The organism is Variovorax sp. EL159, from assembly GCF_900100965.1.
Lineage (GTDB): Bacteria > Pseudomonadota > Gammaproteobacteria > Burkholderiales > Burkholderiaceae_C > Variovorax.
The window spans coordinates 521,828-547,125 of record NZ_FMUJ01000004.1 but is presented as its reverse complement, the minus strand read 5'-3'; the positions used below and the strand labels follow the sequence as shown (position 1 = coordinate 547,125).

The following is a 25,298-nucleotide window of genomic DNA, read 5'->3' as shown; positions in this document are numbered from 1 at the left end:
TGTTCATCGCTGAACGCTATACCGTCAGGCACTGAGCGATATGAAGTCCCGCGAGATCGCGATCATAGACATCTGGGGAATCGCGGGTTTCACCAGCCTCCCAGGCTACTTACACAGAGCGTCGCTCCTTGCCGTCAGCGCCGGAGTGATCTCGTCGGCGACGAACCCGTACTTGGCCAGCAGCGCACGGTGTTCGTCGGAGCCGAGGTACTTCGCAAGCTCCGCATTGAAGCGAGCGACGAAGGCACCATTGGCCTGATTGAACGAGTACGCACCGAACCCGGCCTTCGCGCGACCGTTGCTGTCCGTCGGTGGTTCGAACGGTTGAGCTAACGCCAGATCCGAATCCTTCAGCGAAGTAAGGAGCGCCCGCTGGCCCAGCGCTGAGTTCGAGTAGGCGTCCACGCGGCCTGCTTTGATCGCGGCAATGATCTCCTCCTGCGCTCCGAACTCGACGATGCGCTCGACAGGAACACCGGCCGCCTTGGCGGTGGCTACCTGCACGGTTCCCTTGACGACGCCCAGTCGCGCGTCCGATTTAGCGACAGAGGCGTAGCTCGACACGCGCTTCGGGTTGCCTGCGCGCACGATCATGCCGTCGACCAGGGCCCAGATCGGATTGGAGTACGCGACCATCCTGCAGCGCTCCGGTGTCACGAAGAGACCGGTATTCATCGTCCACTTTCCGGAAGCTACCCCGGGCAGCAGCTCAGCGAACTCCACCTTCTTCACCTCCACGTTCTTGATGCCCATTCTGGCGAGAACGGCCCGCGCGACATCGACGTCCGAGCCGGCCGGCTGACCGTTGATCGTTGTCGCGAACGGCGGCTCTTCGATGTATGCGAAAGTGACTTCTTCATGGGCCATTGCCGGCAGGTTGAACGCAGCGGAGACAGCCAGTGCCGAGATTGAAAGGGAACGCTTGAACATTGAACATACCTCCAACAAGTTCATGAGATTGAGAAGAATGGCCACGCGAAACACGCGGCGGGCGGAGTTACACCCCGCCCATGTACGCGGCTCGAACGGCTGGATCTCCCGCAAGCGAGTGCGAAGGACCAGAGTGGGCAATGCGCCCCTGGTCCATTACGTAGGCACGTGACGACAGACTCAACGCCGTACCGACGTCCTGTTCGACCAGCAAGATGGCGACGCCCAGCTGATTGACACGACGCAGTGCCTCGGCAAGTTCTCCGACAAGCCGCGGGGACAGGCCGAGCGAGAGTTCGTCGATCATCAACAGGCGCGGATCGGCCATCAGGCCGCGTCCGATCGCGCACATCTGCTGTTCGCCGCCGGACATCGTGGTCGCGTCCTGTCGAGCGCGCTCGCGAAGCTTCGGGAAGATCCCGTAGACCGTGTCGAGTGTCCTTCGCACCTCGGCACGATCACGACGCAGGTATGCACCCATCAACAGGTTGTCTTCGACGCTCATCGACCGAAAGAGGCGTCGGCCTTCTGGCACATGGATGAGGCCCGAAGCCACGCGACGCTGGGCAGGCATGGCATGCAGCGCAGCCTGGCCCAGCTGTACCGTGCCCTGACCAGAGTTCGTCAGACCGGATAGCGCGCGCATCAGTGTCGACTTACCGGCTCCGTTGGAGCCAATCAGCGCCACCACCTCACCGGCGTCAACCCGCAGATCGACACCGTGGAGTACCTTGACCGCCCCATAGCCGGCGTGCAAGTTCGAGACGTGCAACAGTTCAGACATCACGGCGGCTCCCGTCTTCAGCATAGTGCCCTCCCAGATAGGCCTCGACCACGGTCGGATCGCGGATCACGTCCATGGGCAGTCCGTCGGCGATCAGCGTTCCGCTCTTGAGGACCAGGATGCGCGTGCTGACACCCATGACGACTTTCATGAGGTGCTCGATCATCACGATCGTGATGCCGCGTGCGGCGATGCTGCGGATCAGGTGAAGCGTCTTCTCCAGATCGTCGGAGTTGAGTCCCGCATTCACCTCGTCGAGCCAGATCAGGCGTGGCTTTATTGCAAGACTCTTGGCCAGTTCCAGGCGTTTGCGATGAGCCAGCGAGAGATTCGCTGCACTCTTGTCGGCGTGCGGTGCCAGCCCGACGAATTCGAGCTGCTCATCGGCGAACTTGCGCGCCTCGGGCACGTGACGAATTCCACCTCCGAAGAGGGCGGCGGCCGTCACGTTCTCGCGCACGGTCATCGCCGGAAATGGCTGGACAACCTGGAAGGTTCGCGCCATCCCGCGCTGCGCCACCTGGTCTTGCCGCATTCCCGAGATCACGTGGTCTTCGAATCGCACGGTGCCATGTGACGGGCGAAAAACGCCGCTGCACACGTTCACGAGAGTTGTCTTGCCCGCACCGTTCGGTCCGATCAGGCCCACGATCTCGCCAGCATCGATCCGAAAAGTCACGTTCGATAGTGCCTTGAGGCCGCCGAATGACAGCGACACCTCGTCTAGCTGCAGAAGCGGCGCCTTCACGTGGATGCCTTTCTCGCACGCCGAGCAGGCGACAGAATGCCCATGACGCCACGCGGCATGAACAGGACCAGCAGAATGATCGCCAATCCGAGGAAGACTCCGTTGAGGTCCAGCGCACCCTTGATAACCAGCTCTTCCAGGCCTGCCAGCGCGACAGCGCCCGCAAACGGTCCAACCACGGTGCCGACACCTCCGATTAGCGCGATCACGATGGGCTTGACCGACAGGAGCACGCTGAAGACGTCGCTCGGATCGATGTAGTTGAGCCAGTTGGCGTACACCGCCCCCCCGGCCGAAGCGAACACGGCCGACAGCGCCAGCGCGAACGCCTTGTGGCGGGTGACGGCCACGCCAATCATCGCCGCGGCGTCTTCGTTCTGCTCGATACAGCGCAAGGCTACGCCGAAGCGCGAGCCGACGATCCAGAAGGAGAGCAACGCGGAGAGCGCCGCGAGCGTGCTGAAGACGATCAGGAAGAGTCGCGCCTGCGCCAACGACGAGATCGGCAGAAGCGCGAGGTTGAGCCCCATCCCGCCGCCTGTGAAGTCACCACCGGCGGTAATCACCTCGCGGAACACCTCGGCAACCACCAGGCTCGCGACGGCGAAGTAGTGGCCACGCAAGCGCAGCAAGCCCAACCCGAGCAGCAGCGCGAACACACCGCCGATCAGCGCAGCCAGAGCCCATGCGAGCGGCATCGGGATGCCGTGCATCTGGCCGATGGCCGACGCGTAGGCACCCAGACCGAAAAAGGCAGCGGTCGCGAACGACGGGTAGCCGGTGAAGCCGCCGATGATGTTCCAAGCGCTGGCAAGGGCGGCGTACAGCGCCACCGTGGTGCCGAAGCGCAGCCAATAGTTGTCACCGACGATCGTCAGCAGCATGACGCTGCCGGCGAAGATCGCCCAGAACACGGTATTGTTCAGTTTCATTCGAACCCTTTCTTGCCCATCAGGCCTTGCGGCCGCAGAAGCAGGAATGCAAGCAGCAGCACATAGGACAGCGTGAGCGCGTGACTCGAGCCAAGGAAATAGCTGCCCACGCTTTCCACCACACCCAACAACACGCCGCCGGCGAGCACGCCCGGCAGACTGCCAAGACCACCGAGCACGCAGACGATGAAGGCCTTGCCCAGATAGCCGTCCGCAGCAACGGGCGATATCGGGAAGATCGGCGAAAGAATCGCGCCCGCGATCAATGCGAGCCCGGTGCCGATGCCGAACGTTGCGGCAAAAGTTCGCGGCACGTCGACGCCCATCAACTGCGCCGCCTGCGGATCCATGCGCACCGCGACGATCGAGCGCCCCAGCATCGTGCGCGTCATGAGAACGTGCGTGAGCATGACAACTGCCACCGCGGCAAGCATGCTTAGGGTTCGATCCGCCGGCAACGTGAGCGCAGCCCATGTGATGGGCTCCTGGCTCGGCAGCACGACCTTGCGGAAGTCAGCGGAAAAACCGAAGGTCATCAAGTTGTTGAGGAGCAGGTTCAGACCGAAAGTAAGCGTCAGCGTGACGAGCACCTTGGCGGCCATCACGTGACGTATGACGTATTGCTGCAGCAGCCATCCGCCGGCGTAACCGAGTAGGCCGATCGGCAACATCGCGATGAACGGATGGACGCCCCAGTGCGCGTACGCGTACCAGGCCCCGTAGCCGCCCAGCACGATGAACGAGCCGTGCAAGATGTTGATGATGTTCACCACACCCCACACGAGCGAGAAGCCTGCGCCGATGCATGCGTAGATACCGCCCAGCAGCAGACCGTTGAGCAGAACTTGAAGAAGTACCATGACAGCCCTCAGCGTGCGCTCAGCGCAGCTTGCCGGTGGCGATGGCTGGCGGATACAGGACCGCCGACTTACCGCCCTGAATCTGGAACACAGGCGGGAGGTACGAATTGACCATTCCCTTCTGGTCGAAGGCCACGGGCCCATAGAAGGTGTCCATCTTCAGTTTGGCGAGCTGGTCGCGGACTGCGGCGCGATCCACTGATCCGACCTTCTCGATGGCGGCCTGCAGCACCACGCCTGAGAGCGAAGCGACCGCGTTGGCATAGTCCGGTTCGGTACCGAAGCGCGCCTTGAACGCTTCGACGTACTTGGCAGTCGAGCCGAAGATGTCGGTGCCGGTGTACTTGGACGCCGGGTGCCACCATACCGCGCTGCTGACGTTCTCGGCGAGAGGGCCGAGTGACTCGACGAACTCTCGATAGCTCGGACCGGTGATCATCGTCACGACGGGCGCGTTCAGACCCGCATCCTTCATCTGCTTACGCACGAGTATCAGATCGTTGGTGTAGCCCGAAACGAAGATCCAGTCCGGCTTGGCCGCCTTGATCTGAACCAGCGCGCCCGCATGGTCCAGTGCACCGATCGCGTACTTCTCGTTGTAGACGACTTCGTAGTTGCGCTTCTTCGCGACCTTCTCAAGCTCGTTGGCGACCGCTGTAGGAAAAAGATCGTTGCGAGCGAGAATCGCCACCCTGGCGTTGGCCGGAAGGCGAGTCGCGGCGAGTTCGGCCGTCGGCTCGATCAGCGTGTTGTTCGGTGTGAGCAGACCGAAGATGTACTTGTGCCCCTGGTCGAAGACCTCAACTGACGAGGCTGTGGCTGCGATGTTGGGCACGCCGTTCTTCTCGGTCACTGCGCTCGAAGCCTTGGTCGCTCCCGACCCGAACGGGGAGAAGATGAAGTCGACCTTGTCCTGCGTGATCAGTTTGTCCACCAGTTGCACAGCCTTCGGTGTGTTGGACTGATAGTCGACATAGATCATCTCGACCTTGGCGCGGCCGCTCCCCACCTTGATTCCTCCGGCCTTGTTGACCGTCTCAGCCCACAGATCATTGCCCTGCTTCATGCGGAGTCCCTCGGGCGAGAGCGCGCCCGTCATCGGCAGTGGCGCGCCGATGCGAATAACCTGCGACTGGGCGTGGCTGACTTGCCCGAGGCCGAGGCCAAGTACCGCGGTCGCAAGCAGAAGACCGCGCAGAGCAGCCCGAGAGATAGCAGCTGTTGCTGCGCAGGCGCAGCTGCTCGAGTAATTCGATCGTTTAAACATTTCGTTGTCTCCTGGTTCTAAGTAGGGCCGCTCGCGCGGTGCTTCACACGTAGTTGATGACCATCAACTTGATCTCGGACATCTCGTCCATCGCGTAGCGCGTGCCCTCGCGCCCCACACCCGATTCCTTCCAGCCGCCGAACGGCATGTTGTCGATGCGGTAGATCGAAACGTCGTTGATCATCAGACCGCCCACATCCCAGTCCTCCACGGCCTGGAAGGCTCGGCGGATGTCGTTGGTGAAAATGCCACCCTGCAGCCCGTAGCGCGAGTCGTTCGCACGCTCGACTGCTTCCTCGAATGTCCGGAAACTGTTGAGCGTCACGACGGGGCCGAAGATCTCCTCGTCTTCCACCTTCATGCCCTTGACCGTATCTGTCAGGACGGTCGGCTGAACGACGGCGCCCGCGCGCGGTCCACCCACGAGTTCGCGGGCGCCTTGAGCCACCGCTTCGTCGATCCATCCCTGGATGCGTTTTGCCGAGTTCTCGTCGATGACCGGGCCGACATCGATGCCTTCTTCCATCGGGTTGCCGACACGGCATGCGCGCACCTTCTCCACGAGCTTCTTCTCGAAGGCCTCGCGCACCGAGGCATGTACGAGGATGCGTTGGACACCGATGCAGTACTGGCCGCCGTACACCATTCCGCCGCGCACGCAACGCGTCGCCGCCAGATCCAGGTCGGCGTCCTCAGCAACGATCACGGCGCCGTTGCCTCCAAGCTCGAGCGCGACCTTCTTGCGACCGGCGATGGATTTGATGTGCCAGCCCACCTTGGCGCTGCCAGTGAACGTGACCATCGCGAAGCGCTCGTCCTTGACCATGCCTTCGGCCAGCGGCACGGAGCAGTGGCAGACCTCGAGAGCACCATCGGGCAGGCCAGCATCACGAAACACCTCCTGCAACAGCTTGCTGGTCAGCGGAGTCTGCGGCGCCGGCTTGAGCACCACCGAGTTGCCGGCGGCAATCGCCGGCGCGACCTTGTGCAGAACTAAGTTCAGCGGGAAGTTGAAGGGTGCGATGGCGAGGATCGTGCCGATCGGGAAGCGACGGGCGATACCGACGCGGCGGCGCATCTGGGCCAGCGCGTTGTGGTCCAGGTCAGCCAGCTTGGTCGACACGCCTCGCGCATCGGTCGTCTGGTACTCGAAGACTCCCGCGTCCAGGTCCAGCGGAATTTCCTCACCGGCCGAGTGACGGGCCTCCTGTGCGGCGTTCTTGAGATTGAAGATACTGCGCGCAACCTCGCCGCGCGCGTCATACAGCGGCTTACCTGCTTCCGCGGCGATGGTTCGAGCGAACTCGTCGCGACGACTCGCGACGAGCTCGGCAGCCTTCATCAGGATATCGGCGCGAACGAAGCGCGGCAGCTTGCGCATCACCTGGAACGCCTTCTGAGCGCGCACGATGCTGAGCTCGATATCGTCGGCGTCAGACACGGGCATTTCGCCCACGATCTGCCCATTGAACGGATTGATGATGGAGTCAGATTTCTTTGTCATTTGATCTACCTTGTCTAAAAGTTCGGGGGGTTTAGGCCAGCGCTACCGGCCGGCAGAGGTTCATGAGCATTCGCACCACGCTGTAAGGCGTGAGGAGCGACGTCTTCGCATTGGTGGCCAACGAAATGCCGTTGATCTGAAACGCGATGTCGCCAAACACACCCTTTGCGTGCACGCTGTGTGTGTTGCGCGTGGCCTTCGGATCCGCACACAACTCGACGGTGGTGTTGTCGAATCCGACACCTGCCAGCGCGACCGACGCCGCGAAGTTGGCGTTCTGTGGGAACAGGCGCGCCGCTTCGCGAGCGGAGGCTGAGTAAAAGACCGTTGATTCGCTCAGACTCTCCAGAGCCACCATGGTCTGAGCGGGTGTTCCTTGCCAGGCGGCTGGCGGCTTGACACAGCGGTAGGCCACACTCTCCAGACCCGCCAAACGGGCGGAGGTGAGCACGTCCAGGCCACCAGCCGCACCAGAGGGAATTCGAATCTGCGAGCCGCCGTCCACGGCCGCGCGATGCAGTAGCGTCTCGGTCGGTGCATCGGCCAACGCCCCCACCGACACCACCATCAGATCAATGCCACGGCGCAGAAGCGTCGGGCCGTACCCGCGTAGTGCCGCGTGGCCCGCGCATTCGATGGCCAATGTCACGCCGGCTTCGATGAGCGCATCGGGGGAACTCACGAGCAGTACCCGCGAATCGAGACGTTCGCGAAGCGCGGCGTGTGCTTCCTGGCGTTCGGCAACCACAGCCAGCCCGGCCTCGGGGACCAGTTGAGGCACCAGTTCGCAAAGGCGTTGCCCGATGGCTCCGCAACCAATAATCGCAGTCTTCATCCTGTCTCCTTCACGCCTCCATTCGGGCGGCGGACGGATTAGGCCTACGACTGAATCGCCCGGGAAGTCATGTAAAGGAGATCGCTGCGGTGCGGTAAACAGAACACCGGGTTAGCCCTTTGGCAAAGGAAGTGAAGGCCCGCGCTGCGGTTGACTTGCGGCGCCCCGCAGGAGGCGGCGGTACGTTCGTTACAGCGCCTCAAGGCGAGGGTGTTCGCACTGAGGTCAGGAGATACTGCAAGAAGGCGGTGGCGGCGAGCGGGAGCTTACGCTGACGCGAGGTGACCACGTCGATGGTTGCAGCCTCGCAAGCCCGTTCAGATAGCGCTACCGCGTGCAACCAACCTTCCTCGAGTTCGTGAGCAAAGGTCATGGGAGGCATGAAGCCAATCACGTCGGAGCGCCGAACGATGCTCTTGATCGCTTGCAGCGAATTCATCTCGTAGGCTATTCGAAGTTCGACCTTGGCCTCTTCTGCCGCTCTATCAATAAGGTATCGCACACCGAACGTACGATCAGGCACCGCAGCTCGGAAGTCGATCAGGTCGCTTATCGAAACCCTAGAGCGCGCGGCGAGTGCATGGGTGGGCGCGCAGATGACCTGCAGTGGCTGCGAAATTCGCCCATGCAGCGTGACATCGTCGCGGTTGAGTACGTTGAAAGCCAGGCCGATGTCCACCGTGTGATCCACCACCGATTCCACGATCTGCGCCGTTCCGCACACGCTCAGTTGGAACGCGATGTTCGGATGCTCGCGCGCGAAGCCGACTAGCAAATCGGGCATGAAGCTCATGGAGGCGGCCTCCACGATTGCCAGCCGTACCAAGCCGCAGCGCAAATTGCCGAGGTCATCAATGGCCGATCGAACCAGCAGTCCTTGAACCTCGCTCTGGGTGACATAGTCCAGAAGAAGGCGGCCTGCCGCTGTCAGCACCATGCCGCGCGGCGATCGTTCAAACAACTCGGCGCCGAACTCTCGCTCGAGATTGGCGATCTGCCGGCTGATCGCACTGGGTACCACGAACAACGCCTCTGACGCCTGACGCACCGACCCACTCTTGGCGATTTCAGCAAAGTACTTGAGTGGCAGCGGCAGGATCATCAGGATTCGTCGTGCAATTCGCCCTGCAGCCTCTGGCGAAGGGCGCTTATCTTCTTGTCACGCACCAAGTCCAATATCGAAAACGCTAGACCATCCAGCACTCATCACGATTTGTTCTGATCGCGGCGCAGTGCAAAGTGCAAGCGTGCACACCACGTGACGTGCAATGCGAAATCATGCTAGCGAATCAAGGGCAATCAGTACAGCCACAATCTTGCTGCAATCAGACGAGCACAGATCGTTCGGAACACGCCGCCGGGTGGTTCATCGTGTCCAAGCCGTACCCCCGTGGCTCGATCGGCCGCGCCTGGGGAATGTATCGGTCAACGATTTCGGCGAAGTGGAAACGCATCCATGTGCAGCCGTTGGCGCTTCGTTGTCTCCCAACGGGGTGACGGTCAAGACCGTAACCATTGTTCCGGTTTTTTCCCGAAAGTAGTCGCGCCGTCTTGATGACGCTGGTTTTGTACGCGTCCCGCTCGTGTCCGGCTTTGGCTGCGGCTCGCGCGTCAACTCGCGCTCGGGTCGGATAGCACGTGGCGAACTCTGTCAACGTGTTCACGGCGCGACAGCAATCGCCCGAGGAGTTTGAGCAGCGTCGATGGCTCACGCTGGCGGGGCCTCGTTGGATGGCTGCACGCTCCGGGTTTCGAATTGCGACCACCAAGCGTAAAGAGCTGTGCGGAAGCTCGCGGCCGCTCCTGCTTTCTTTTGTTCGAGCAGCTGGGTGATCTATTTGAGGCAACACGGCGTTCGCAATCTGGCACCTTCCACTCCGGCTGATATCCCCTCCTAATCTGTTGCAACGGGGCTATCACCAAAACTGCGGAACTTCAAAGTGTCGGCATTTAGAAAAACCATTCTCGAAGCGAGTCATATCAAGAAGAGTTTTGGCGCGCTTTCCGTGCTCAACGACGTTTCATTGAACGTCGAAGAAGGCGAGATCGTCAGTCTCATAGGTCCTTCCGGCTCAGGCAAAACAACTTTTCTGAGATGCCTGGCGCTACTTGAGGAAATTTCTTCTGGAGAGATTCGCGTCAACGGAACGACTGTCGCTGGCGCAGCTTCCGGCAGCCATTCGCAGGCGGCCACCAAACTGATGAGATGGGACATCGGGATGGTGTTTCAGCAATTCAATCTGTGGCCGCACATGACCGTTCTGCAGAACGTCATCGAAGCGCCGATTCGCGTTCGCGGCATACCGCGAGATGCCGCGATCTCATCCGCTCTTGAGATCCTGAACAAAGTCGGCATTGCGAGCAAGCGAGACGTATATCCGGCGCAGCTCTCAGGCGGTCAGCAGCAGCGAGTGGCGATCTCTCGTGCTTTGGCAATGAACCCGAAGGTCATTCTCTTTGATGAACCAACGTCTGCTCTCGACCCCGAGCTTCGTCACGAAGTTCTGGCCGTATTAAAGAAGCTCGCCGAGGAAGGCCAGACCATGATCGTGGTCACCCATGAGATGGGCTTCGCCAGAAGCGTAAGCACGCGCATCGCATTTCTCGATGGTGGGAAGCTGATCGAAGAAGGTGGATCTGACGAGTTCTTTGAATCCCCCAAAACCGAAAGAGCCAAGCAGTTCCTTGAAATGATGTTCTGACCAATAAAACAGGAGACTCCAATGAAAATTCTTTCTGCCCTCGCCGCCACCGCGATTAGCGCCTGCACAATCTTTGGACCAGCATCTGCCCAAGCACAGCAGAAAGTCTCGAAGCTGACCTCGATCCCGCAAAAGGGGAAGGTTCGAGTCTGCCAAGTTCCCAACTATTACGCCATTTCGTTTCGAAACCCCAAGACTGGAGATCTTGAAGGAATAGATGTCGATCTCTCCAAGGAACTAGCGAAGGAACTCGGCGTTCAATTGGAAATCGTCGAAACGAATTTCTCGACCTTCGTTGCCGATCTTCAAGCCGACAAGTGCGACATCGGAATGTTTGCCGTCGCCGCCACTCTGAAGCGGGCCAAAGCTGTCGAGTTCTCCAATCCTTACCTCGAGTCTGGGCTGTATGCCATCGTGAAGGACGGAAGCAAGATCCAGAAGTGGGCTGACGTTGATCAACCTGGTGTGCGGGTTGTCACCGGGCTGGGGAGCTTCATGGACGACATCATGAAGACCTACCTGAAGAAGGCCACACAACGAAGTGTGGTGCCTCCGGCTGATATGTTGAGTGAACTTGCGGCCAACAAGGCGGATGTCTACATCAGTGACTATCCCGCCAGCGTCAGAATCAGAAAGGAATTCGATTGGGCGAAGCTGATTGCTCCGTCCGAACCTCTCGCCGTAACACCGTATTCTTATGTCGTGGCTCCGGGTGATCAGATTTGGTTGAATTACATCAACCTGTTCGTGCGAACGATCCGCAACGATGGCCGGCTCAAGAAGTATGCAGAGAAGCATAATCTTGGCCCCATGGTCACCAAGTAACCCTTGGCACTGCCACTCAATCGGGTATGAGCACGTACACGTTCAGATGGGATGTTGTCCGAGACAACCTCCCATTCCTGCTGTCGGGCCTACAGAGCACTCTGGTCATATCGGCGATCACTCTCATGATGGCGATGCTGGGAGGCTTGGTGCTGGTATCACTCGATCTGTCCAGATGGAGGCTAGTGCGATCTGTCAGCATCATGTTGGGGGAGTTGGTGCGCAACACCCCGATCCTGATTCAGCTGCTGTGGTACTACTACGTCCTTCCGATATCGTTCGGAGTCGACATCTCACCGATGTTTGCTGCAATCCTCGGGCTTTCGATTTACTCATCCGCCTTTATCGGCGAAGTGTATCGAGCGGGTATTCAAGGCATACCCAAAGGACACGTGGAAGCGGCCAGAGTTCTCGGGCTGAGCAGACTCCAAACGTTCACTCGCATCGTATTGCCCCAAGCATTCTGGGCCAGTCTTCCGCCACTGGCATCGAACTTCGTGATGCTTATCAAGTACTCCTCGCTTGCGTCCGTTTTGTCGGTGCCTGAGATCACCCGCAGGGCGACTGAGCTGTCATCTTCCACGTTCAGACCGCTGGAGATTTTCACTGCGGTCGCAGTAGCCTATTTCGTCATCTGTTGGCCATTGACGCTAACGATTCGATGGATCGAACGACGGACCATGCGCCTCAGGAAATGACACACCACAACCAACCGGAGATCCTTCATGAAAAATGACGTTCGCCTAGTAGATTCTCACACTCATGACCGGCCATTCTCGCACGCATCGATTGTTGGTCCCTGGATTTTCACCAAGGGAACAGCCGGCTATAACCCAGAGACCGGTCAATTCCCTTTGTACATTCGCGATCAGACGTCTCAATGCATGAAAAATCTCGCCAACATTCTTAAAGAGTGCGACGCGACGTTTGCGGATGTAGTTAAGGTCAATGTCTATCTCGTGAACGTCGACGACTATGACGCGGTGAACGAGGTGTATCTGAAGGCGATGAACGGGCACAAGCCGGCGCGGTGTTGCGTGGGGGTGGCCGCGCTGCCGTCGAAGAATGAAAACATGAAGATCGAAATGATCGCCTACAAGAAGGAGCTCGCGTAGGGCGAGCGCACAGGTCCCATCTGGGGACGATGATCCAGCTCGACACCGAAGCGGTCTCGCTTCGGTGTTTTTCGTTCAGGGATCTCTTTAACTGTGATCGCAGGGATTCAGCTCAACTTCATCAATACTGATATTCGAACGATGAAATGACCTCGGCATCCGGCTCTTGAGTATCAGGCGTCTGACACTCTCCATTTTTTTGATGCGGGCCTTACGCGCGATCTAGACAGACACTACTTCGGCGGCGGCTCGCACGCCGGCAAGGCGCGTGAGTCCGAAAAGGCATTGCGTACCTCCAGCATCATGACTGTGACTGCGGGAGCGAACGCCCTGCACGGGGGGAGTCGACGATCCACATTAGCGCGGGCTCCTTCAAGGGAGAAACGCCCAAGTGTCAAGCTGAGGCACCGGCCTCTCCGAGGCAGGGTAACGCGCCGTCGCCCAAAGGGCGATCTGTCGGACTGTTGAGATCAGCACTCCCGTCGCCGCCATTTCCTTCGCGCCGTAGTACTAGCAAAAAATAAATGTTTGCGCGTACTTCTCTTGTAATCGGCGTAGATGCGTAACTCTAAGGGTAAACACCCATCTTCACATTTGAGTGTTTCGCTAGGATTTACTCAACTTTTCGTCGAATCAATGGATAGCCCGCACATCAACTCGGTTGCGCTCGAGCAGGTCCGTAAAGACTTTTTTGCGAGGGGTCTTGAGGTCACGACGTGGGCACGCGCGAATGGATTCAGCGCAGCCAGCGTCTACAGGGTGTTGAATGGGCAGTCCCGGGCACGCCGAGGCGAGTCGCACCACATCGCAGTGGCATTGGGCCTGAAGCCGCCACCCTCGGAACTCCCATCGTTCGCTTCGCCACCCTCCATGAGGAAGGAGGGACTCCGCTAAGTCAGCACCAAAAAGCCAAAAGCCAAGCGTTGCAGCGCTTGGCTTTTGAACTCGGCTTCGCTTGAGGAACAAGCTGGGGAGCTTGGGCGTAGTTTCGCCACTACGCTGCCTTGAGTCAAGCCCGTGGCCATGCGCTGCGCGCGATGCGCGCGCGCCAAAGGACTTGATATGGCAATGCGAACAGCTGAGCCAGGGGAAGAACCGCCCGTCGATTCTGCCCCGCGGCGCCGAAGAAAACAAAACGCTCGGGGCGAAACACCCCAAGGGGGCTATCGAACTTTCCCTCCGTACGAGGTTGCCCCCAAGCGCTTCGCCCAAGCGCCAGCCTCTGGATCGGTACCCCAACCTGATTCCGCGACCCCGTTCATACATCCACTGCTCGGTTCCCCATACATACCAGAAAAGAACTGGAGCGGTCTCAGGCGGACATCTGCGCCCATTGGGCTAGTGCTACCTCGGAACACCAAGGTTACATGGGACCGTCTCTACGACATGATCGACGCTGGCGTTGGTGGGAGTGTCGGTGAGAACTACTGTGCATGGATGCGAATTCGGCGTCACCTCTCTTCGCCGGTCAGCACACTGCACGTCGAACACACGCCGCTGTACTCGCATCGTGGCTTGCACCTGCTCTCGGACGACGAGGATCGCGTGGCCAGGATTTTCGTCTGGCTCGGCGCCACCGAAGTGCGAGAGCAGATGCCGATGTGGCCGGATCCGCATCGACTTCCGTTGTCCGGATGGCATCCGGACAGAGACCGAGACCTCGGAGAAGCACCAGGTCTGTTGGAAATTGCGAAGGCAGCTGGCATCAGCCATGGCCGCTACTACGCCACGAAGATTCCATTCATTGCCACCACCGACTTGATGGTTCGGTTCGGTATCCCGCCCGATGACCGCCTCGTCCTTTGCCAGTGCAAGCCCAGAAAGATCGCCGAGGCACCGAAGAACGGCAGGACGCGCGAACGACTCATCCTGGAAACTCTGTATGCGAAGGCCATCGGCGCCTACTCGGTCGTCATTCACGAAGACTATCTGCCGAGCGTCTTTCACGAGAATCTTATCTGGCTCGAGCCTCTTCGATCAGAAATCCTGAGCGCTCGGACTTCGCAGCGGATCTTCGACTACGCGCACGCTTTCATGCGTCGATGCGACAGTGACCCGATAGATGCTTGCGTCGAACACGCAGCATCGTCCACGGGCATGGATCTCGTCACTGGGCATGCGAGCTTTCGGATGGCGGCCTGGGCTGGCCTGATCGATGCGGACCTGCTGAAACCCATACAGATGACGAGGCTGCTGCAGCGCGATGGTGGACGCCTGCGAGCCCATGTCGCGCAGGAGCTTTTATGTCCCGCGTAAAGATCCCGATCGAATGGTGTGGACGGGAAATTCGGTCGCGCACTTCCGACGGATGGCGTCCGATAGGCCGCATCGTCTGCGTTGTTCCGGATGGAAGCGCGATTTGGTGGATCGGCTATCCAGAGAGCCGGCCTCCGACGAAATCCGGACGATCAAAATCAAAAGGAAAAGCCAAGGCCCTCGTCGAATCCAAGGCGGTCAAGTTCTATATCAAAGCGCCCCTGCGAAAGGCAGCAGCAGACTTTCGCAACGACATCAGTAGCGGCTGCCTGAGCGTGATCGAAGCTGGCTTTCCGCCTTACTGGAGCCTCACAGACGATGAACTGAAAGCAAACGTTCGACCCGATCGACTGGTTCGCACCTACTCTCGCGCAAAGCCATCCAAGTGGCTCGAACAACGCGTCGCTCTCGATGCACTCATACAGGACATCGTTGCCGACTATGACATCTTCGCCCTCACCGAAGGTGGTCTCGAACGGGAACAAGCCGAAAAACAAGCTCGTTTAAAGAAGGTCCCCGCTGACAAGATTCGGCAGCTCCTGCGTCGTCACATGCTCGGACTCGGGCATCGCAACGCACTCCTTCCGCATCTCGACGTCTGCGGCGAACTGGGGGCAGAGAAGTATTGCGCGACCAAGCCTGGCAGATCCAACCTGGCCGCGAAAAACGAGGAAGGGGCCAAACGTATCAAGCTACGCGGCTACAACCTCAAGCCCATCGATCGCCAATGGCTTCGCGAGGGTTACAAGACATACAAGAAACCCGATGTATCCATGGAGGAGGCATTCCACCTCACGATGGAAAAGTACTACCCCGCCAAGGTCGAATACGTCAACTCCAGAAAACCCAAAATCGTGCTGAAGAGGGCAAGCGAGCGCCCCACACAGACGCAGTTCGAAACTCACGGACCGATATCTCGCGCCGACCAGCCAAGCCGTATCAATCTTGGCCAGACCCACTTCGACGGGCACCAACGGCCAATTCGCCATGCTGGCTTCGAACGGGCAAACGTATTCGGACTGAGAGCCTTCATCGACAGCAGTTCCGAGGACCAGACGCTGGTGAGTGCAGCCTCTCTCCTGCAGACACTCCCAAGTAGCAACCGAACACTGGTTGTAGAGGATTCCACTGAGTACATCCTGGGGTTCTACTCGGGACATGAATCGTCCAGCAGCCTGACCGGACTGCTCGCGTTGCTCAACTGTGTCGAAGACCATGTTGCGTTCTGTTCGGAGATCGGCGTCTCCATAGAGCAGGACGACTGGATCTCCTTCATGCCGAAGAAGGTCAAGGGGGACAACGGGGACATCAAGCAGGACGACAGCATCATGACGCTGGAAGCGTCAGAGATCTCGAATGCCTACGCAAAGATCTTCTCTCCGCTTTCCAAGGACAAGGTTGAGAAAAAGCACCGGTACCTTCAGCGCAAGGTCGACCATCGGAACGATGGCAGCACGCGGGGCCGGCGGCGAAAGCGCGGCGAGCGCCGACGCGAGGAAGATGCATGCCGCACACATCGACAGAATCTGATTCACATTGTCAAAGCCATTCTTCAGCACAACAACCATGAACCAGTTCCCCATCTGCTGACGATGGAGATGCGGCAGGACGGAGTCCTGCCTACACGCAAGGCGATCGTGCTCTGGAAGATCGAGAAAGGTTACCTTGCCAGCAGCCCGGCGAATCTTGATCTTCTCAGAGCGCACTGCTTGCCGAGGCTTTCCGCGGTGGTACATGGTGATGGCATTCATCTGCGCGATCCGCGATCGACCACTGGCGAACTCATCCCTGGCCTCGTCTACTCAGCCGACTGGCTCTATGAGACTGACATCCTCGTTCGCGCAAGAAAGAAGGTGATCCCCATTGATCTTGCGCTCAGCCCTGGGCGACTTGGCTGTGCCTATGTTCAGCTGAATGGCATGAAGGAGCTCTCGCTGAAGACACACGATCCGCAACTCAAGGAGCTCTCTCTCGTCGACTGGCTGACCATCTGCAGTATTGACAAGTACTCCGCATACATCACCGCCCGACTTCGTGATGAAGTCGAAGCTGAGCGCGTCGTTTCGAACGAAAAGACCAATCAACAAGCTCGGCGCGCCAAGCAAGAAGAACAGGGAAAGTTGCCCACGCGTCCAAGCAAGAAAACCATCTCCGGCAACAAGCGAGCGGCGCTCAAGAGCGAACTCGATGCCAAAAGGAATCGCGCCCTCGGACTGGATGCAGTTCCCCCGGACCCAGAACCAAGCATCGACGACCTCGTCGATCTTGGGGATGACTCTTCATCGCAGAACAAACGATATCAGGAGCTCAGAGACTCATGGCTGCAGTAGCGAAATCACGCGCGGAGGATTTGTTCAGCGCCTCAGGCGATAACCCACTCTTGCTCGGCCTTCCTCGCATGCGCACGGAACGCGAGTGGGGCCGCTTGCTGATGCATAGGCCGAAGACTCCGGTGGGGACCGAAGTTGAGGACTGGCAGAGATTGGAAGCTGTGACTCAGATCGAAAGCTTTTTCGTCCCGAAGCTCGAGGAAACAGAGGCCGCGCCACGGATGCAGATGGCCATGCTTTCGAGCATCCGAAATCGCGACCCGCGCATCGAGGCCAACAAGATCATGGTGTACGCGGCGGATCCAGCAACACACGAGACGATGGATGACATCCCATTCGCAAAGGTCGCTGCTCAAGGCGCAATCATTCGAGGTCCCACTGGCGGCGGGAAGTCATCGTTCCTATCCAGATTCTTATCCCACTTCCCTCAAGTAATACATCGAGACGGCGATGAAAGTCTGGGCTACCTGGAACTGAAGCAATTGGTTTGGTTGGTGGCCGAGATGCCCCCTGATCCATCTCGCGGAGGATTGCTGGAGTCGATTGCACACGCAATGGACCAGGCCCTCGGGAAGAACTACTTGGCGCAACTCGGAAAGGTGACAAAACTTGAGAGCAAGTTCGTTTGGATTATTCACTGGCTTCTGCTTCATCGCTGCAGCTTTCTTTTTGTGGAAGAAGCACAAGAGGGAAATCTGGACACCCCGGTGCTTGGTGAAGCTTTCCAGCGCTTCTTCTTGCGTCTGCTGAACAGTGGCGTTCCGGTTGCCCTGGTAGGCAACCCGCTTGCGTTCTCCGGGCTCGAAGCGAACAGTCAAAACATGAGCCGCCTGACTTCCGCAGGCCTTTGGGAGTACTACCCCGAGCTCACATGGGCAACGGAGCGTTGGAAGGATCTAGTCACTTATGTGTGGGGCTTCACAGTCTTTGATTCCAACAAGGACAAGCCGATCAAGCACCTGCACGTTCTGCTTTGGATCTTGACTGGAGGTTCGCCCTCATATTTGGCTCGACTTCGGAAGGAGGCTTTGATGAAGGCGATAGCGATGGGGAAAGACTACGTCGACAAGGAGGTACTCCTTCTAGCCGCCAGCGGCGCTGTCATGCGAGGTGTTCGCCCCCTGATTCTTGCATTGGTCGCACGCAACGACGCGGCGTTGGGCAAGTTCAAGGACCAGCCCGTTGAATATTTTCGCGAGCGCTGGGCGCTGATTCCACAGAAGCTGAGGTGGCCACCGCTCGAGTTGCTGAAGGGGTCGCCTTTGTACTCTTTGTTCAAAAGCACTAGTACCAAGGCTCAGTCGACGAGCGACGGCCCAGCAGATGCTTCAGAGAGCAAGACCAACAAGAAAACAGGTAAAGGGAAAAGCGCACAGAAGTCGGGTTCGCAAGGAAAATCTCGCCCTCTTGCTCCATAGCCGTCATCTTCCAGCTGCTAGTTGAGGCGCCGTGATTCCATCCTTCCCTGAAGACGCAACGCTGCGCTCGCTCTTGATCGCGTTCAAGTCCTGCGGGCACTACCGAGATTCGGACTACCTGGACGAATCGATCGGTGTGGCAGTAAAGATGGAGAACGCATACGCCATGCACGCAGGAAGTTTTTCAGCGAAGATTTTCGAAAGCGCAGTTACTCCAGATGAGCTTCTTTCGAAACACTCTCAGGCGGGAATTTGGGGAAAGCTCTTGAAGGAAGAGGACGAAGTTCGCTGGCGCCAAGCCTTGATCAACGGCGATGCGCGAGCCGCGAACGCACATGTTCCAAGAGGGACTTCCGGGCTGATCAGACCGAAGCTGAACCGGATATGCCTTGAATGCCTCGAGGAGGATTTCGCTCTATTCGGCTTCGGTCACTATCACGTGCTGCACCAAGTTCCTCTGCTTCGTCACTGCACCAAGCACGAAGTACGGCTGCGGTCTTGCTGCCCTGCTTGTCAACCTTCACAAAGGCTATGCCCAGCGCATTCGCGATGTGCTCGCTGCACGTTTTCACCTCTTCCGCTGCTCGACATTTCCCCCTACGAGCAGAGTGAAGAATACACTTGGACCGCAAGGTTGATCCAAGAGATGTATCGAGGCGAAGCCCCCGAACTCCGCCCGCGAGACAGACAACTCCTCGTGAGTATTGCGTTCCCTCGCGACTCCATGGTATTCCGGCGGATGGAACTGCTGGAACAGTTCATGTCAGCATGGGGATTCAAAGACCTTGAATCGCTGCAGGAATTCTTCAGAAGTCACAAGAGTGCCAGCACGATATCGGCCTGTCTCGAGGGCTATCCCAGCTTCGTCACACACTCGCTCAGGGTGGCATCGATCGCTTTCGCACTTCGCAGAGCTCCGCAGGACTGGGAGAAGGCCGCGATCCCAAACCGTGCTCAGTCATTTGGCCTCTTCACCCCCCCTCTACACGTAGCCGAAGAACGGATCGTTGCCGCTGCCGTATGTGTTGAAGAAGAAGGATTTCCTGCAGGTACATTGCAGCTTCTTTTCGAAGGTGGAACTCGCAGAGACGCAGCGGCAGTCTTGGGCGTATCTGCTGCACTTCTGTACGCACTCGAATGTCGTCTTCCCGTCGAGTGCGCATCAGCGCTTGAGGAAGCGCGCAAACAGAGCCCGAAGAAAAAGGCTAAGAAGACCGAGCGACCTTCCACACCGCGCAACGGGCGCCGTGACCAGCGTATCGCGAAGCTGCCTGAAATGCGTGCAGCAGCATTGACAGCCCGTGAGGGGGGGATCAAGCGCAGGAAACAACTGGCACTACATGCCCGTTCGGTCTATGAGCTCCTGCTCCAATATGACCGAGAGTGGCTCCTTCGGCATTTTCCAACCGCGCGAAAGAATGAGAGACATGCAGTCTCCACGAAAAGAGCCGCCTACCGCAAGCTAGCCGTTGCAGCGAAGCGAAAGAAAAAAGGGAATTCATCCTCAGCAATTGATATCGACCGCTCTATTTGGAATTGGCTAAAACAGTATGACTTTATGTGGTTGAAAGAACAGTTTCCTGAAGCAGGTCTGCGCGCCACTCCAAACGGCCCCCGCTACCGCACGCTCGCCGAAGAAGCTTACAAAGAGCGTCGCGTAACACCACATGGCTATCCGAAGATTCCGAGGGCGGCCTATGCGTGGCTTACGAGGTATGACCGCGACTGGCTGGAACAGCAAGCCGAACCACATCGACTGATCAACGCCGGCGAACCCCGTCAGATTTTTCCTCGCCCCAGCAGAAGAAAGCCGCCCAATGCGACCTCAAGCGGATCCGGAGATGTCGAGCAAGGCCGATGAACTTCAACGGCACCAGCGGCTCTTGACGTTCACGGCGATCAAACCTCCTGGAGGCCGACTGATAGGCAGGTATGCAGCGGTTGCCGCCGATGCGACGTATAGGGCGAGCGATCGGTCTGGGCCAGGTTGCGGTCGCTGATGCCTCTGTAGCTCGCATGGTGGCTAAGCTGGCAGCCGATGCAGCAAACGGGGCTGATCCCTTCTTGCAGCCGCTACACTTTGAAACATCGCGACTCGAAAGGCGCGGGGATGCCTGGAAGACGAAGCCGAGAATGCTCGTCCACCTGGCTGGTTTAATCACTTCCGGGGGAGAAGACGACGTGAACCAGGGCGCAACCTGGGGCAAGTGGGATCTGCACATCCACACGCCTGCCTCGTACCAATGGAGCGGCAAACGCTTGCGCGATGCCGCCACAGCTGCCGACCGAGACGATTTGCTGAAGCAAGTCGTTGCCGGCATCAATGACAGTGGCTGCGCCGCCGTTGCGGTCATGGACTACTGGACCTTCGACGGCGTCCTCGCCCTGCGTGAATACCTCGGCCGGCCGGGAGCGACGAAGTGCAAGGCGACCCTATTCCCAGGCATTGAGCTGAGGATGGTTTCTCCAGGGAGCTTCCGGCTCAATATGCATGTGCTGCTCAACCCCGAGTTGCCGGACGACAAGCTGAACGCCTTCAAGACCCAGTTGAAGCTAAGCATGGGCGGGAAGCCGTTGACCGACAGCTACCTTGTGGAATGGGCGCGCCAGAACTTGAGTGACGAGCGCTTGTCTACGCTTGGGATTTCTCGCGCGATCCTCAACAGCGATGAAGCGGCGGCGCTTCAGGCTGGTTCAAAGTGCGCAGAGGTGACTGCCGAATCGGTTGGGGAGGCTTTGCGTACTTTTGGCGAGCGTGATGCAATTCTGTTCGTGCCATTCGACACCAGTGACGGAGTGAACAAAATCCGCTTCCGGGAACACTACTCTTTCCCGCGCGAGGTGCTCGCGATGGAGGCAGTCTTCGAGGTCGCCAACCAGGCAACCCGGAGCGCCTTCAATGGGGTCAAGACTGCGGACAACGACAGCTTCTTCAACGATTTCCAAGCGGCTATCAAGCACCCAAAGCTTGCCGTTCGCGGCAGTGATGCGCATCGCGTCGCGGACTACGGAAAATTCCATGGAGGCAATCCCACGTGGATTAAGGCGCTTCCGACGTTCGCGGGGCTTCTGCAGGCTTGCCGGGAACCGGCAAACCGGTCGCACGTCGGAGCGTTGCCGCCCAAAGTCGACTTCGTCCAGAAGAACCCCCAGCTCTTCATCAAGAACGTCCAAGTGCGCAAGCGTGCTGGCGCCCCCGAGCCCGGCGCGTGGTTCGACAACACCACGCTTCCCCTGAATCAAGACCTTGTAGCGCTAATTGGCAGAAAGGGCAGCGGCAAAAGCGCCCTTGCTGACGTCATAGGGGTACTCGGTGACACGCCGAACGAAAGGTACTTCTCTTTCCTCTCCGACCAGCGATTTCGGTTGGCGAAGGACAATAAGGCTAGCTCGTTCGAGGCACAACTCGAATGGATTAAGGACTCCAAGGATCCAGAGTGGCGCGCCCTGTCTGACAGTCGATCCAGCAGTTCTGTGCCGCGAGTCAAGTATCTGCCGCAGCGGTACTTCGAAGAGCTGTGCAACGACCACGTCAAAGGCGACGACCGCTTGCTGCAGGGGGAGCTCCGCGCCGTCATCTTTTCCCACATCCCCGTCAGTGAACGAGATGGGGCTGACTCGTTGGATGAACTGATAGCGCTTCGCACTGACGTTATCGAGCGAGAGGCATTGGCCATTCGAGCCGACCTGAAAGCGAAAAACGCTCGCATCATCCAGCTCATCGAGCATGTGGACCAGCCTGCGCAGGACCGTGCGCGGGAATCGGTTCGTCTTTCGCTCATCGGTCTCCATGCCTTGCGCGACAAGAGGCCCGCGGTTCCGCCGGCACCGCAGGCCGATGACGAGCCCGCGAAAGTTGCGGCGGCTGCCATCGCGGACTTGAACGCTCGCATCGCGGCAGTCGAGACGCAGCAGACGGCGGCCCAGACTGAAGCCGACCTGCAGCGGACGCGCATTCGCGCCATAGACGACGTGCTTCAGCGTGTCGCCGCCCTTCAGAAGGTACTCGAGGACAGCAAAGCAGACCTGTCGAAGCGCCTCACAGTACTCGGCCTGAAGCTGGAAGACGTCATTCAGCTTACCGTCAATACGGTGTCCTTGAGTGAACTGCAGACAGCGTCAAAAGCCAAGCTGTCCGAACAGGAAGCATTGCTTCAACCGGATGTTGAAGGGACGCACCCGACACAGTTGGCCAAATTTAAGGCGGAGTTAGCCACAGAGCAGTCCAAGCTCGACGGTCCGATGAAAGCGCACCAGGAGGCTCTGTTTGCTCTGCGGGTCTGGGAGGAGGAGTGGGCGGCAGCGACTGGTGCTGCTGACAAAGAAGAGTCCTTCCGTGGCAAATGGCATAGGCTGAAGAACATCCCGGCTCTGCGCGCCGAACTGGTTCAGCTGCGCAAACAGCGAGTTCAGCTTTCGCTGGCCATACTGGGGACATTGCGCAAGCGCGGTGACGTGCTCAAGAGCCTCTTCGCCCCCGTGCAGGCGCTGGTAGACGACGAGCCGCAGATTCGTGAAGCACTGGGCGTCCAGTTCTCGGTGCGCTTGTCGTTCGATGCCTTCGTCGCGCGACTCTTCGACTTCATCAAGCAGAGCGCAGGGTCGTTCGTAGGATTTGAGGAGTCCAAGGCTCTCGCCAGCAAGTTGCTTGCGGCGCATGACCTCACTACCGATGCGGGCCTGACGGCGTTTCTCGCCGACGTAGACGATGCATTGACCTTCACTGTTCGTGGCGGTCAACGCCGTGCCGTCGCCACGGCAACGATTCTCAAGTCCGATAGGACAGCAGCACAGCTATACGACTTCCTCTTTGGGCTTGAGTACGCTGGTCTGAGTTATGGCTTGATGCTTGGAAGCGTCGAACTGGAGCGGCTCTCGCCCGGTCAGCGAGGCGCGTTGCTGCTCATCTTCTATCTGCTGGTTGACCTGGACCGCATCCCCATCATCCTCGACCAGCCTGAAGAAAACCTGGACAACGAGACCGTCTACAACCTACTGGTCGGCGTCATCACGCGGGCCAAGCAACACCGTCAAGTTGTAGTGGTCACCCACAACGCCAACCTCGCCGTGGCCTGTGACGCCGAGCAGGTCATTGTCTGCAGCATGGAGCGCGACGGCTCAAACAAGATTTCCTATGAGGCTGGCGCCATCGAAGAGCTGAACCTGAACCAATCGGTGGTGAATATCCTGGAAGGCACGAAGCCGGCGTTCGAGAACCGGCGCCGCAAGTACGTTTGAACAAGACCCTTCGAAACTCACCGTCGACGTTTGCGATGGCGTGTTGCGAGGATGATGCATGGCTCTGAATAGTGTCTACAGGCGTGTGGCGACCCACTGAGTGGCAGGTTTCGCGCGCGGCAGTCACTCAGCTATGAGATCTCAAGGTCAGCAGCCAGTCTGGATCGGGCAATCCTGAAGGGCGGCTACGCAGCGATTCTGTTGAAAAACTCGGGTAGTGCTCCCTTTGGCCCGTTCGTGGGGGTGGTCAAACCATTCCGAGGGTTGCGATCGTCGATCCTGGGGCGATCTGAGAGGTCGATTCTTGCCGCGGGGCATCCGCGAACGCTACGACCGAGTTTTTCAACACAATCCAGCGATTGCGGTCGGTCAGCGGAGGACGCCAAGTGCGAGGTCTGGGGCGAAAAGAGCCATTCGCTTCTGAGTTCGGTCAGAATCTACCGATCAGAAGTAGACGGCATCGTCCACGCAGCTCGGATTCAACGATGTTTTCCAAAGTAGAAGACCTTGCCAATCACCTGAGGGATCTGCTCAGGGGAAGCAGTCATTCTGACTACTGGTCGAACGTGGGATCGGTGATTGAGTCCCTCCCGATATACGCGACGGGTGACAACTACTGCTTTGAGATTCGCAGCTTCGAAGAACTCGCCGAGCCTCCAGCGAAGCTGTTTGCGCTCCCGGCGGCAGGTCTTGAAGAACACTGGGAGTCGATTGCATTTGCGCAAACTGCGCTAGAAGGAATGGCGGGCAGCGAGACGCTTCAAGCATTCTCTGCGACTTTGAGAGCCGCGCGCGTTGAAATCGTTAAGTCTCGAATGTTCTGTGTTGCCCATCACGTGTTCTGGGCCGCAACAGAGTCCACTGACGTTGAGTATGCGTCGCGGGTGAGGGAGTGGCTGGCGGCGATTGGGAGTGATCGAATCGGTTACGCAGACGAAGCCTACTTTCGCGGATTCACTGAGCCTGCTGGCACCATAAATCGTGGGAGCGCGACATGGCTTTTAGATTGGCTAAGGTTTCGATATGACACGCTGCAATGCCCCGTTAGCATTGACCCACGTTACCGGGATTCGGAGGCAGATCCCGAGCTGTCACCTATTGACGTCGATCGAACCATCGTTCTCGCGGCCGCCGCATTCACTTGGCAAGACTACGCTCTAGTCCAGGGAGTTAGCGCGAGAGAAGCGGTTCAACTCACCGCGGCCGCCGGGCAAGCCCTCTTCTTGGCGCTTCAGTCTTCCAGTGAAGACGACGCTACTGAGGAGGGCCCTGAAGATTGGGGACGGAAGGGGGGCTTGGAAAGGCACAGACACACACGAGCGCTCAAAGACTGGGCGCTCGCGGAGGCGGAGCGGATGACAGGTTCGGACCGATCTATCGCACGTGACCTAGCCGCTCGCCTCCCGCCGAAGTTCACGCAAGTCTCCGAGGATCCGAGCCGACTTATTTACGACGCGATCCGCGCAAAGCGCGTCGAGCAAAAGGGCAGGCGATCGGGGAACTCAAAGCGGTAGTCCGGCTAGGCGCTACCGTTACGGCTAGGCTCTTACCGTA

Annotated in this window: 20 protein-coding genes; 11 read left to right on the top strand and 9 right to left on the bottom strand. The window is 58.7% G+C overall.

Annotated features, from left to right (window positions below):
- Positions 1-105: 105 nt before the first annotated feature.
- From BLQ28_RS19655 to BLQ28_RS19615, 9 genes are all read right to left on the bottom strand, one after another.
- The gene (locus BLQ28_RS19655; RefSeq protein WP_176801167.1) at positions 106-930 is read right to left on the bottom strand and encodes a transporter substrate-binding domain-containing protein; all 825 of its coding nucleotides are present in this window, start codon (positions 928-930) and stop codon (positions 106-108) included.
- Between the two features lie 67 nt (positions 931-997).
- The gene (locus BLQ28_RS19650) at positions 998-1,714 is read right to left on the bottom strand and encodes an ABC transporter ATP-binding protein (RefSeq protein ID WP_093242876.1); all 717 of its coding nucleotides are present in this window, start codon (positions 1,712-1,714) and stop codon (positions 998-1,000) included.
- Positions 1,707-2,462 carry an ABC transporter ATP-binding protein gene (locus BLQ28_RS19645; protein WP_093059779.1) on the bottom strand — a complete coding sequence of 252 codons (756 nt, stop codon included), beginning with the start codon at positions 2,460-2,462 and terminating at the stop codon, positions 1,707-1,709. The genes BLQ28_RS19650 and BLQ28_RS19645 overlap by 8 nt, the downstream gene beginning before the upstream one ends.
- Positions 2,459-3,394 (bottom strand): branched-chain amino acid ABC transporter permease, encoded by a 936-nt coding sequence (locus BLQ28_RS19640; protein WP_093242873.1) that lies wholly within the window; start codon positions 3,392-3,394, stop codon positions 2,459-2,461. Before BLQ28_RS19640 ends, BLQ28_RS19645 begins: the two co-directional genes overlap by 4 nt.
- Positions 3,391-4,254: a branched-chain amino acid ABC transporter permease gene (locus BLQ28_RS19635; protein ID WP_093242870.1), complete on the bottom strand. Its 864-nt coding sequence runs from the start codon at positions 4,252-4,254 to the stop codon at positions 3,391-3,393. Before BLQ28_RS19635 ends, BLQ28_RS19640 begins: the two co-directional genes overlap by 4 nt.
- A gap of 19 nt (positions 4,255-4,273) precedes the next feature.
- Positions 4,274-5,521 carry an amino acid ABC transporter substrate-binding protein gene (locus BLQ28_RS19630; protein ID WP_093242868.1) on the bottom strand — a complete coding sequence of 416 codons (1,248 nt, stop codon included), beginning with the start codon at positions 5,519-5,521 and terminating at the stop codon, positions 4,274-4,276.
- A gap of 43 nt (positions 5,522-5,564) precedes the next feature.
- On the bottom strand, positions 5,565-7,025 hold the full coding sequence (locus BLQ28_RS19625) for an aldehyde dehydrogenase family protein (RefSeq protein ID WP_093242866.1): 1,461 nt from the start codon (positions 7,023-7,025) through the stop codon (positions 5,565-5,567).
- A gap of 31 nt (positions 7,026-7,056) precedes the next feature.
- On the bottom strand, positions 7,057-7,860 hold the full coding sequence (locus tag BLQ28_RS19620) for an aspartate dehydrogenase (protein ID WP_093242864.1): 804 nt from the start codon (positions 7,858-7,860) through the stop codon (positions 7,057-7,059).
- Between the two features lie 199 nt (positions 7,861-8,059).
- On the bottom strand, positions 8,060-8,962 hold the full coding sequence (locus BLQ28_RS19615; RefSeq protein ID WP_093242862.1) for a LysR family transcriptional regulator: 903 nt from the start codon (positions 8,960-8,962) through the stop codon (positions 8,060-8,062).
- Positions 8,963-9,821: 859 nt separating this feature from the next.
- Between BLQ28_RS19615 and BLQ28_RS19610 the strand changes: the two genes are divergently transcribed.
- From BLQ28_RS19610 to BLQ28_RS19560, 11 genes are all read left to right on the top strand, one after another.
- Positions 9,822-10,562: an amino acid ABC transporter ATP-binding protein gene (locus tag BLQ28_RS19610; protein ID WP_093243450.1), complete on the top strand. Its 741-nt coding sequence runs from the start codon at positions 9,822-9,824 to the stop codon at positions 10,560-10,562.
- 21 nt (positions 10,563-10,583) lie between these two features.
- Complete coding sequence (locus tag BLQ28_RS19605; protein ID WP_093242860.1) at positions 10,584-11,387, top strand: ABC transporter substrate-binding protein; 804 nt, start codon at positions 10,584-10,586, stop codon at positions 11,385-11,387.
- A gap of 26 nt (positions 11,388-11,413) precedes the next feature.
- A complete protein-coding gene (locus BLQ28_RS19600; RefSeq protein WP_093242858.1) occupies positions 11,414-12,085 on the top strand; it encodes an amino acid ABC transporter permease in 672 nt (223 codons plus the stop codon).
- A gap of 27 nt (positions 12,086-12,112) precedes the next feature.
- Positions 12,113-12,502: a RidA family protein gene (locus BLQ28_RS19595; RefSeq protein ID WP_093242855.1), complete on the top strand. Its 390-nt coding sequence runs from the start codon at positions 12,113-12,115 to the stop codon at positions 12,500-12,502.
- A 558-nt stretch (positions 12,503-13,060) separates the two neighbouring features.
- Positions 13,061-13,396 (top strand): DNA-binding protein, encoded by a 336-nt coding sequence (locus BLQ28_RS19590; RefSeq protein WP_371126688.1) that lies wholly within the window; start codon positions 13,061-13,063, stop codon positions 13,394-13,396.
- A gap of 492 nt (positions 13,397-13,888) precedes the next feature.
- Positions 13,889-14,758, top strand: coding sequence for a PDDEXK family nuclease (locus BLQ28_RS32690; RefSeq protein ID WP_176801166.1), 870 nt, complete (start codon positions 13,889-13,891; stop codon positions 14,756-14,758).
- Positions 14,746-17,088: a hypothetical protein gene (locus tag BLQ28_RS19575; protein ID WP_143012518.1), complete on the top strand. Its 2,343-nt coding sequence runs from the start codon at positions 14,746-14,748 to the stop codon at positions 17,086-17,088. The genes BLQ28_RS32690 and BLQ28_RS19575 overlap by 13 nt, the downstream gene beginning before the upstream one ends.
- Positions 17,076-18,506 carry a P-loop NTPase family protein gene (locus tag BLQ28_RS19570; protein ID WP_093242844.1) on the top strand — a complete coding sequence of 477 codons (1,431 nt, stop codon included), beginning with the start codon at positions 17,076-17,078 and terminating at the stop codon, positions 18,504-18,506. Before BLQ28_RS19575 ends, BLQ28_RS19570 begins: the two co-directional genes overlap by 13 nt.
- A 31-nt stretch (positions 18,507-18,537) precedes the next feature.
- The gene (locus BLQ28_RS32685) at positions 18,538-20,367 is read left to right on the top strand and encodes a TniQ family protein (protein WP_143012517.1); all 1,830 of its coding nucleotides are present in this window, start codon (positions 18,538-18,540) and stop codon (positions 20,365-20,367) included.
- Positions 20,368-20,639: 272 nt separating this feature from the next.
- Positions 20,640-23,744: a TrlF family AAA-like ATPase gene (locus BLQ28_RS19565; RefSeq protein ID WP_256327370.1), complete on the top strand. Its 3,105-nt coding sequence runs from the start codon at positions 20,640-20,642 to the stop codon at positions 23,742-23,744.
- 485 nt (positions 23,745-24,229) lie between these two features.
- A complete protein-coding gene (locus tag BLQ28_RS19560) occupies positions 24,230-25,258 on the top strand; it encodes a hypothetical protein (RefSeq protein WP_093242842.1) in 1,029 nt (342 codons plus the stop codon).
- Positions 25,259-25,298 lie beyond the last annotated feature (40 nt).

Coding starts and splice junctions, on each gene's coding strand:
- BLQ28_RS19630 (WP_093242868.1), bottom strand. CDS start 5,521: ATGTTTAAACGATCGAATTACTCGAGCAGCTGCGCCTGCGCAGCAACA.
- BLQ28_RS19655 (WP_176801167.1), bottom strand. CDS start 930: ATGTTCAAGCGTTCCCTTTCAATCTCGGCACTGGCTGTCTCCGCTGCG.
- BLQ28_RS19560 (WP_093242842.1), top strand. CDS start 24,230: ATGTTTTCCAAAGTAGAAGACCTTGCCAATCACCTGAGGGATCTGCTC.
- BLQ28_RS19600 (WP_093242858.1), top strand. CDS start 11,414: ATGAGCACGTACACGTTCAGATGGGATGTTGTCCGAGACAACCTCCCA.
- BLQ28_RS19575 (WP_143012518.1), top strand. CDS start 14,746: ATGTCCCGCGTAAAGATCCCGATCGAATGGTGTGGACGGGAAATTCGG.
- BLQ28_RS19640 (WP_093242873.1), bottom strand. CDS start 3,394: ATGAAACTGAACAATACCGTGTTCTGGGCGATCTTCGCCGGCAGCGTC.
- BLQ28_RS19615 (WP_093242862.1), bottom strand. CDS start 8,962: ATGATCCTGCCGCTGCCACTCAAGTACTTTGCTGAAATCGCCAAGAGT.
- BLQ28_RS19605 (WP_093242860.1), top strand. CDS start 10,584: ATGAAAATTCTTTCTGCCCTCGCCGCCACCGCGATTAGCGCCTGCACA.
- BLQ28_RS19565 (WP_256327370.1), top strand. CDS start 20,640: ATGCTCGTCCACCTGGCTGGTTTAATCACTTCCGGGGGAGAAGACGAC.
- BLQ28_RS19620 (WP_093242864.1), bottom strand. CDS start 7,860: ATGAAGACTGCGATTATTGGTTGCGGAGCCATCGGGCAACGCCTTTGC.
- BLQ28_RS32690 (WP_176801166.1), top strand. CDS start 13,889: ATGATCGACGCTGGCGTTGGTGGGAGTGTCGGTGAGAACTACTGTGCA.
- BLQ28_RS19625 (WP_093242866.1), bottom strand. CDS start 7,025: ATGACAAAGAAATCTGACTCCATCATCAATCCGTTCAATGGGCAGATC.
- BLQ28_RS19595 (WP_093242855.1), top strand. CDS start 12,113: ATGAAAAATGACGTTCGCCTAGTAGATTCTCACACTCATGACCGGCCA.
- BLQ28_RS19590 (WP_371126688.1), top strand. CDS start 13,061: ATGCGTAACTCTAAGGGTAAACACCCATCTTCACATTTGAGTGTTTCG.
- BLQ28_RS19570 (WP_093242844.1), top strand. CDS start 17,076: ATGGCTGCAGTAGCGAAATCACGCGCGGAGGATTTGTTCAGCGCCTCA.
- BLQ28_RS19650 (WP_093242876.1), bottom strand. CDS start 1,714: ATGTCTGAACTGTTGCACGTCTCGAACTTGCACGCCGGCTATGGGGCG.
- BLQ28_RS19635 (WP_093242870.1), bottom strand. CDS start 4,254: ATGGTACTTCTTCAAGTTCTGCTCAACGGTCTGCTGCTGGGCGGTATC.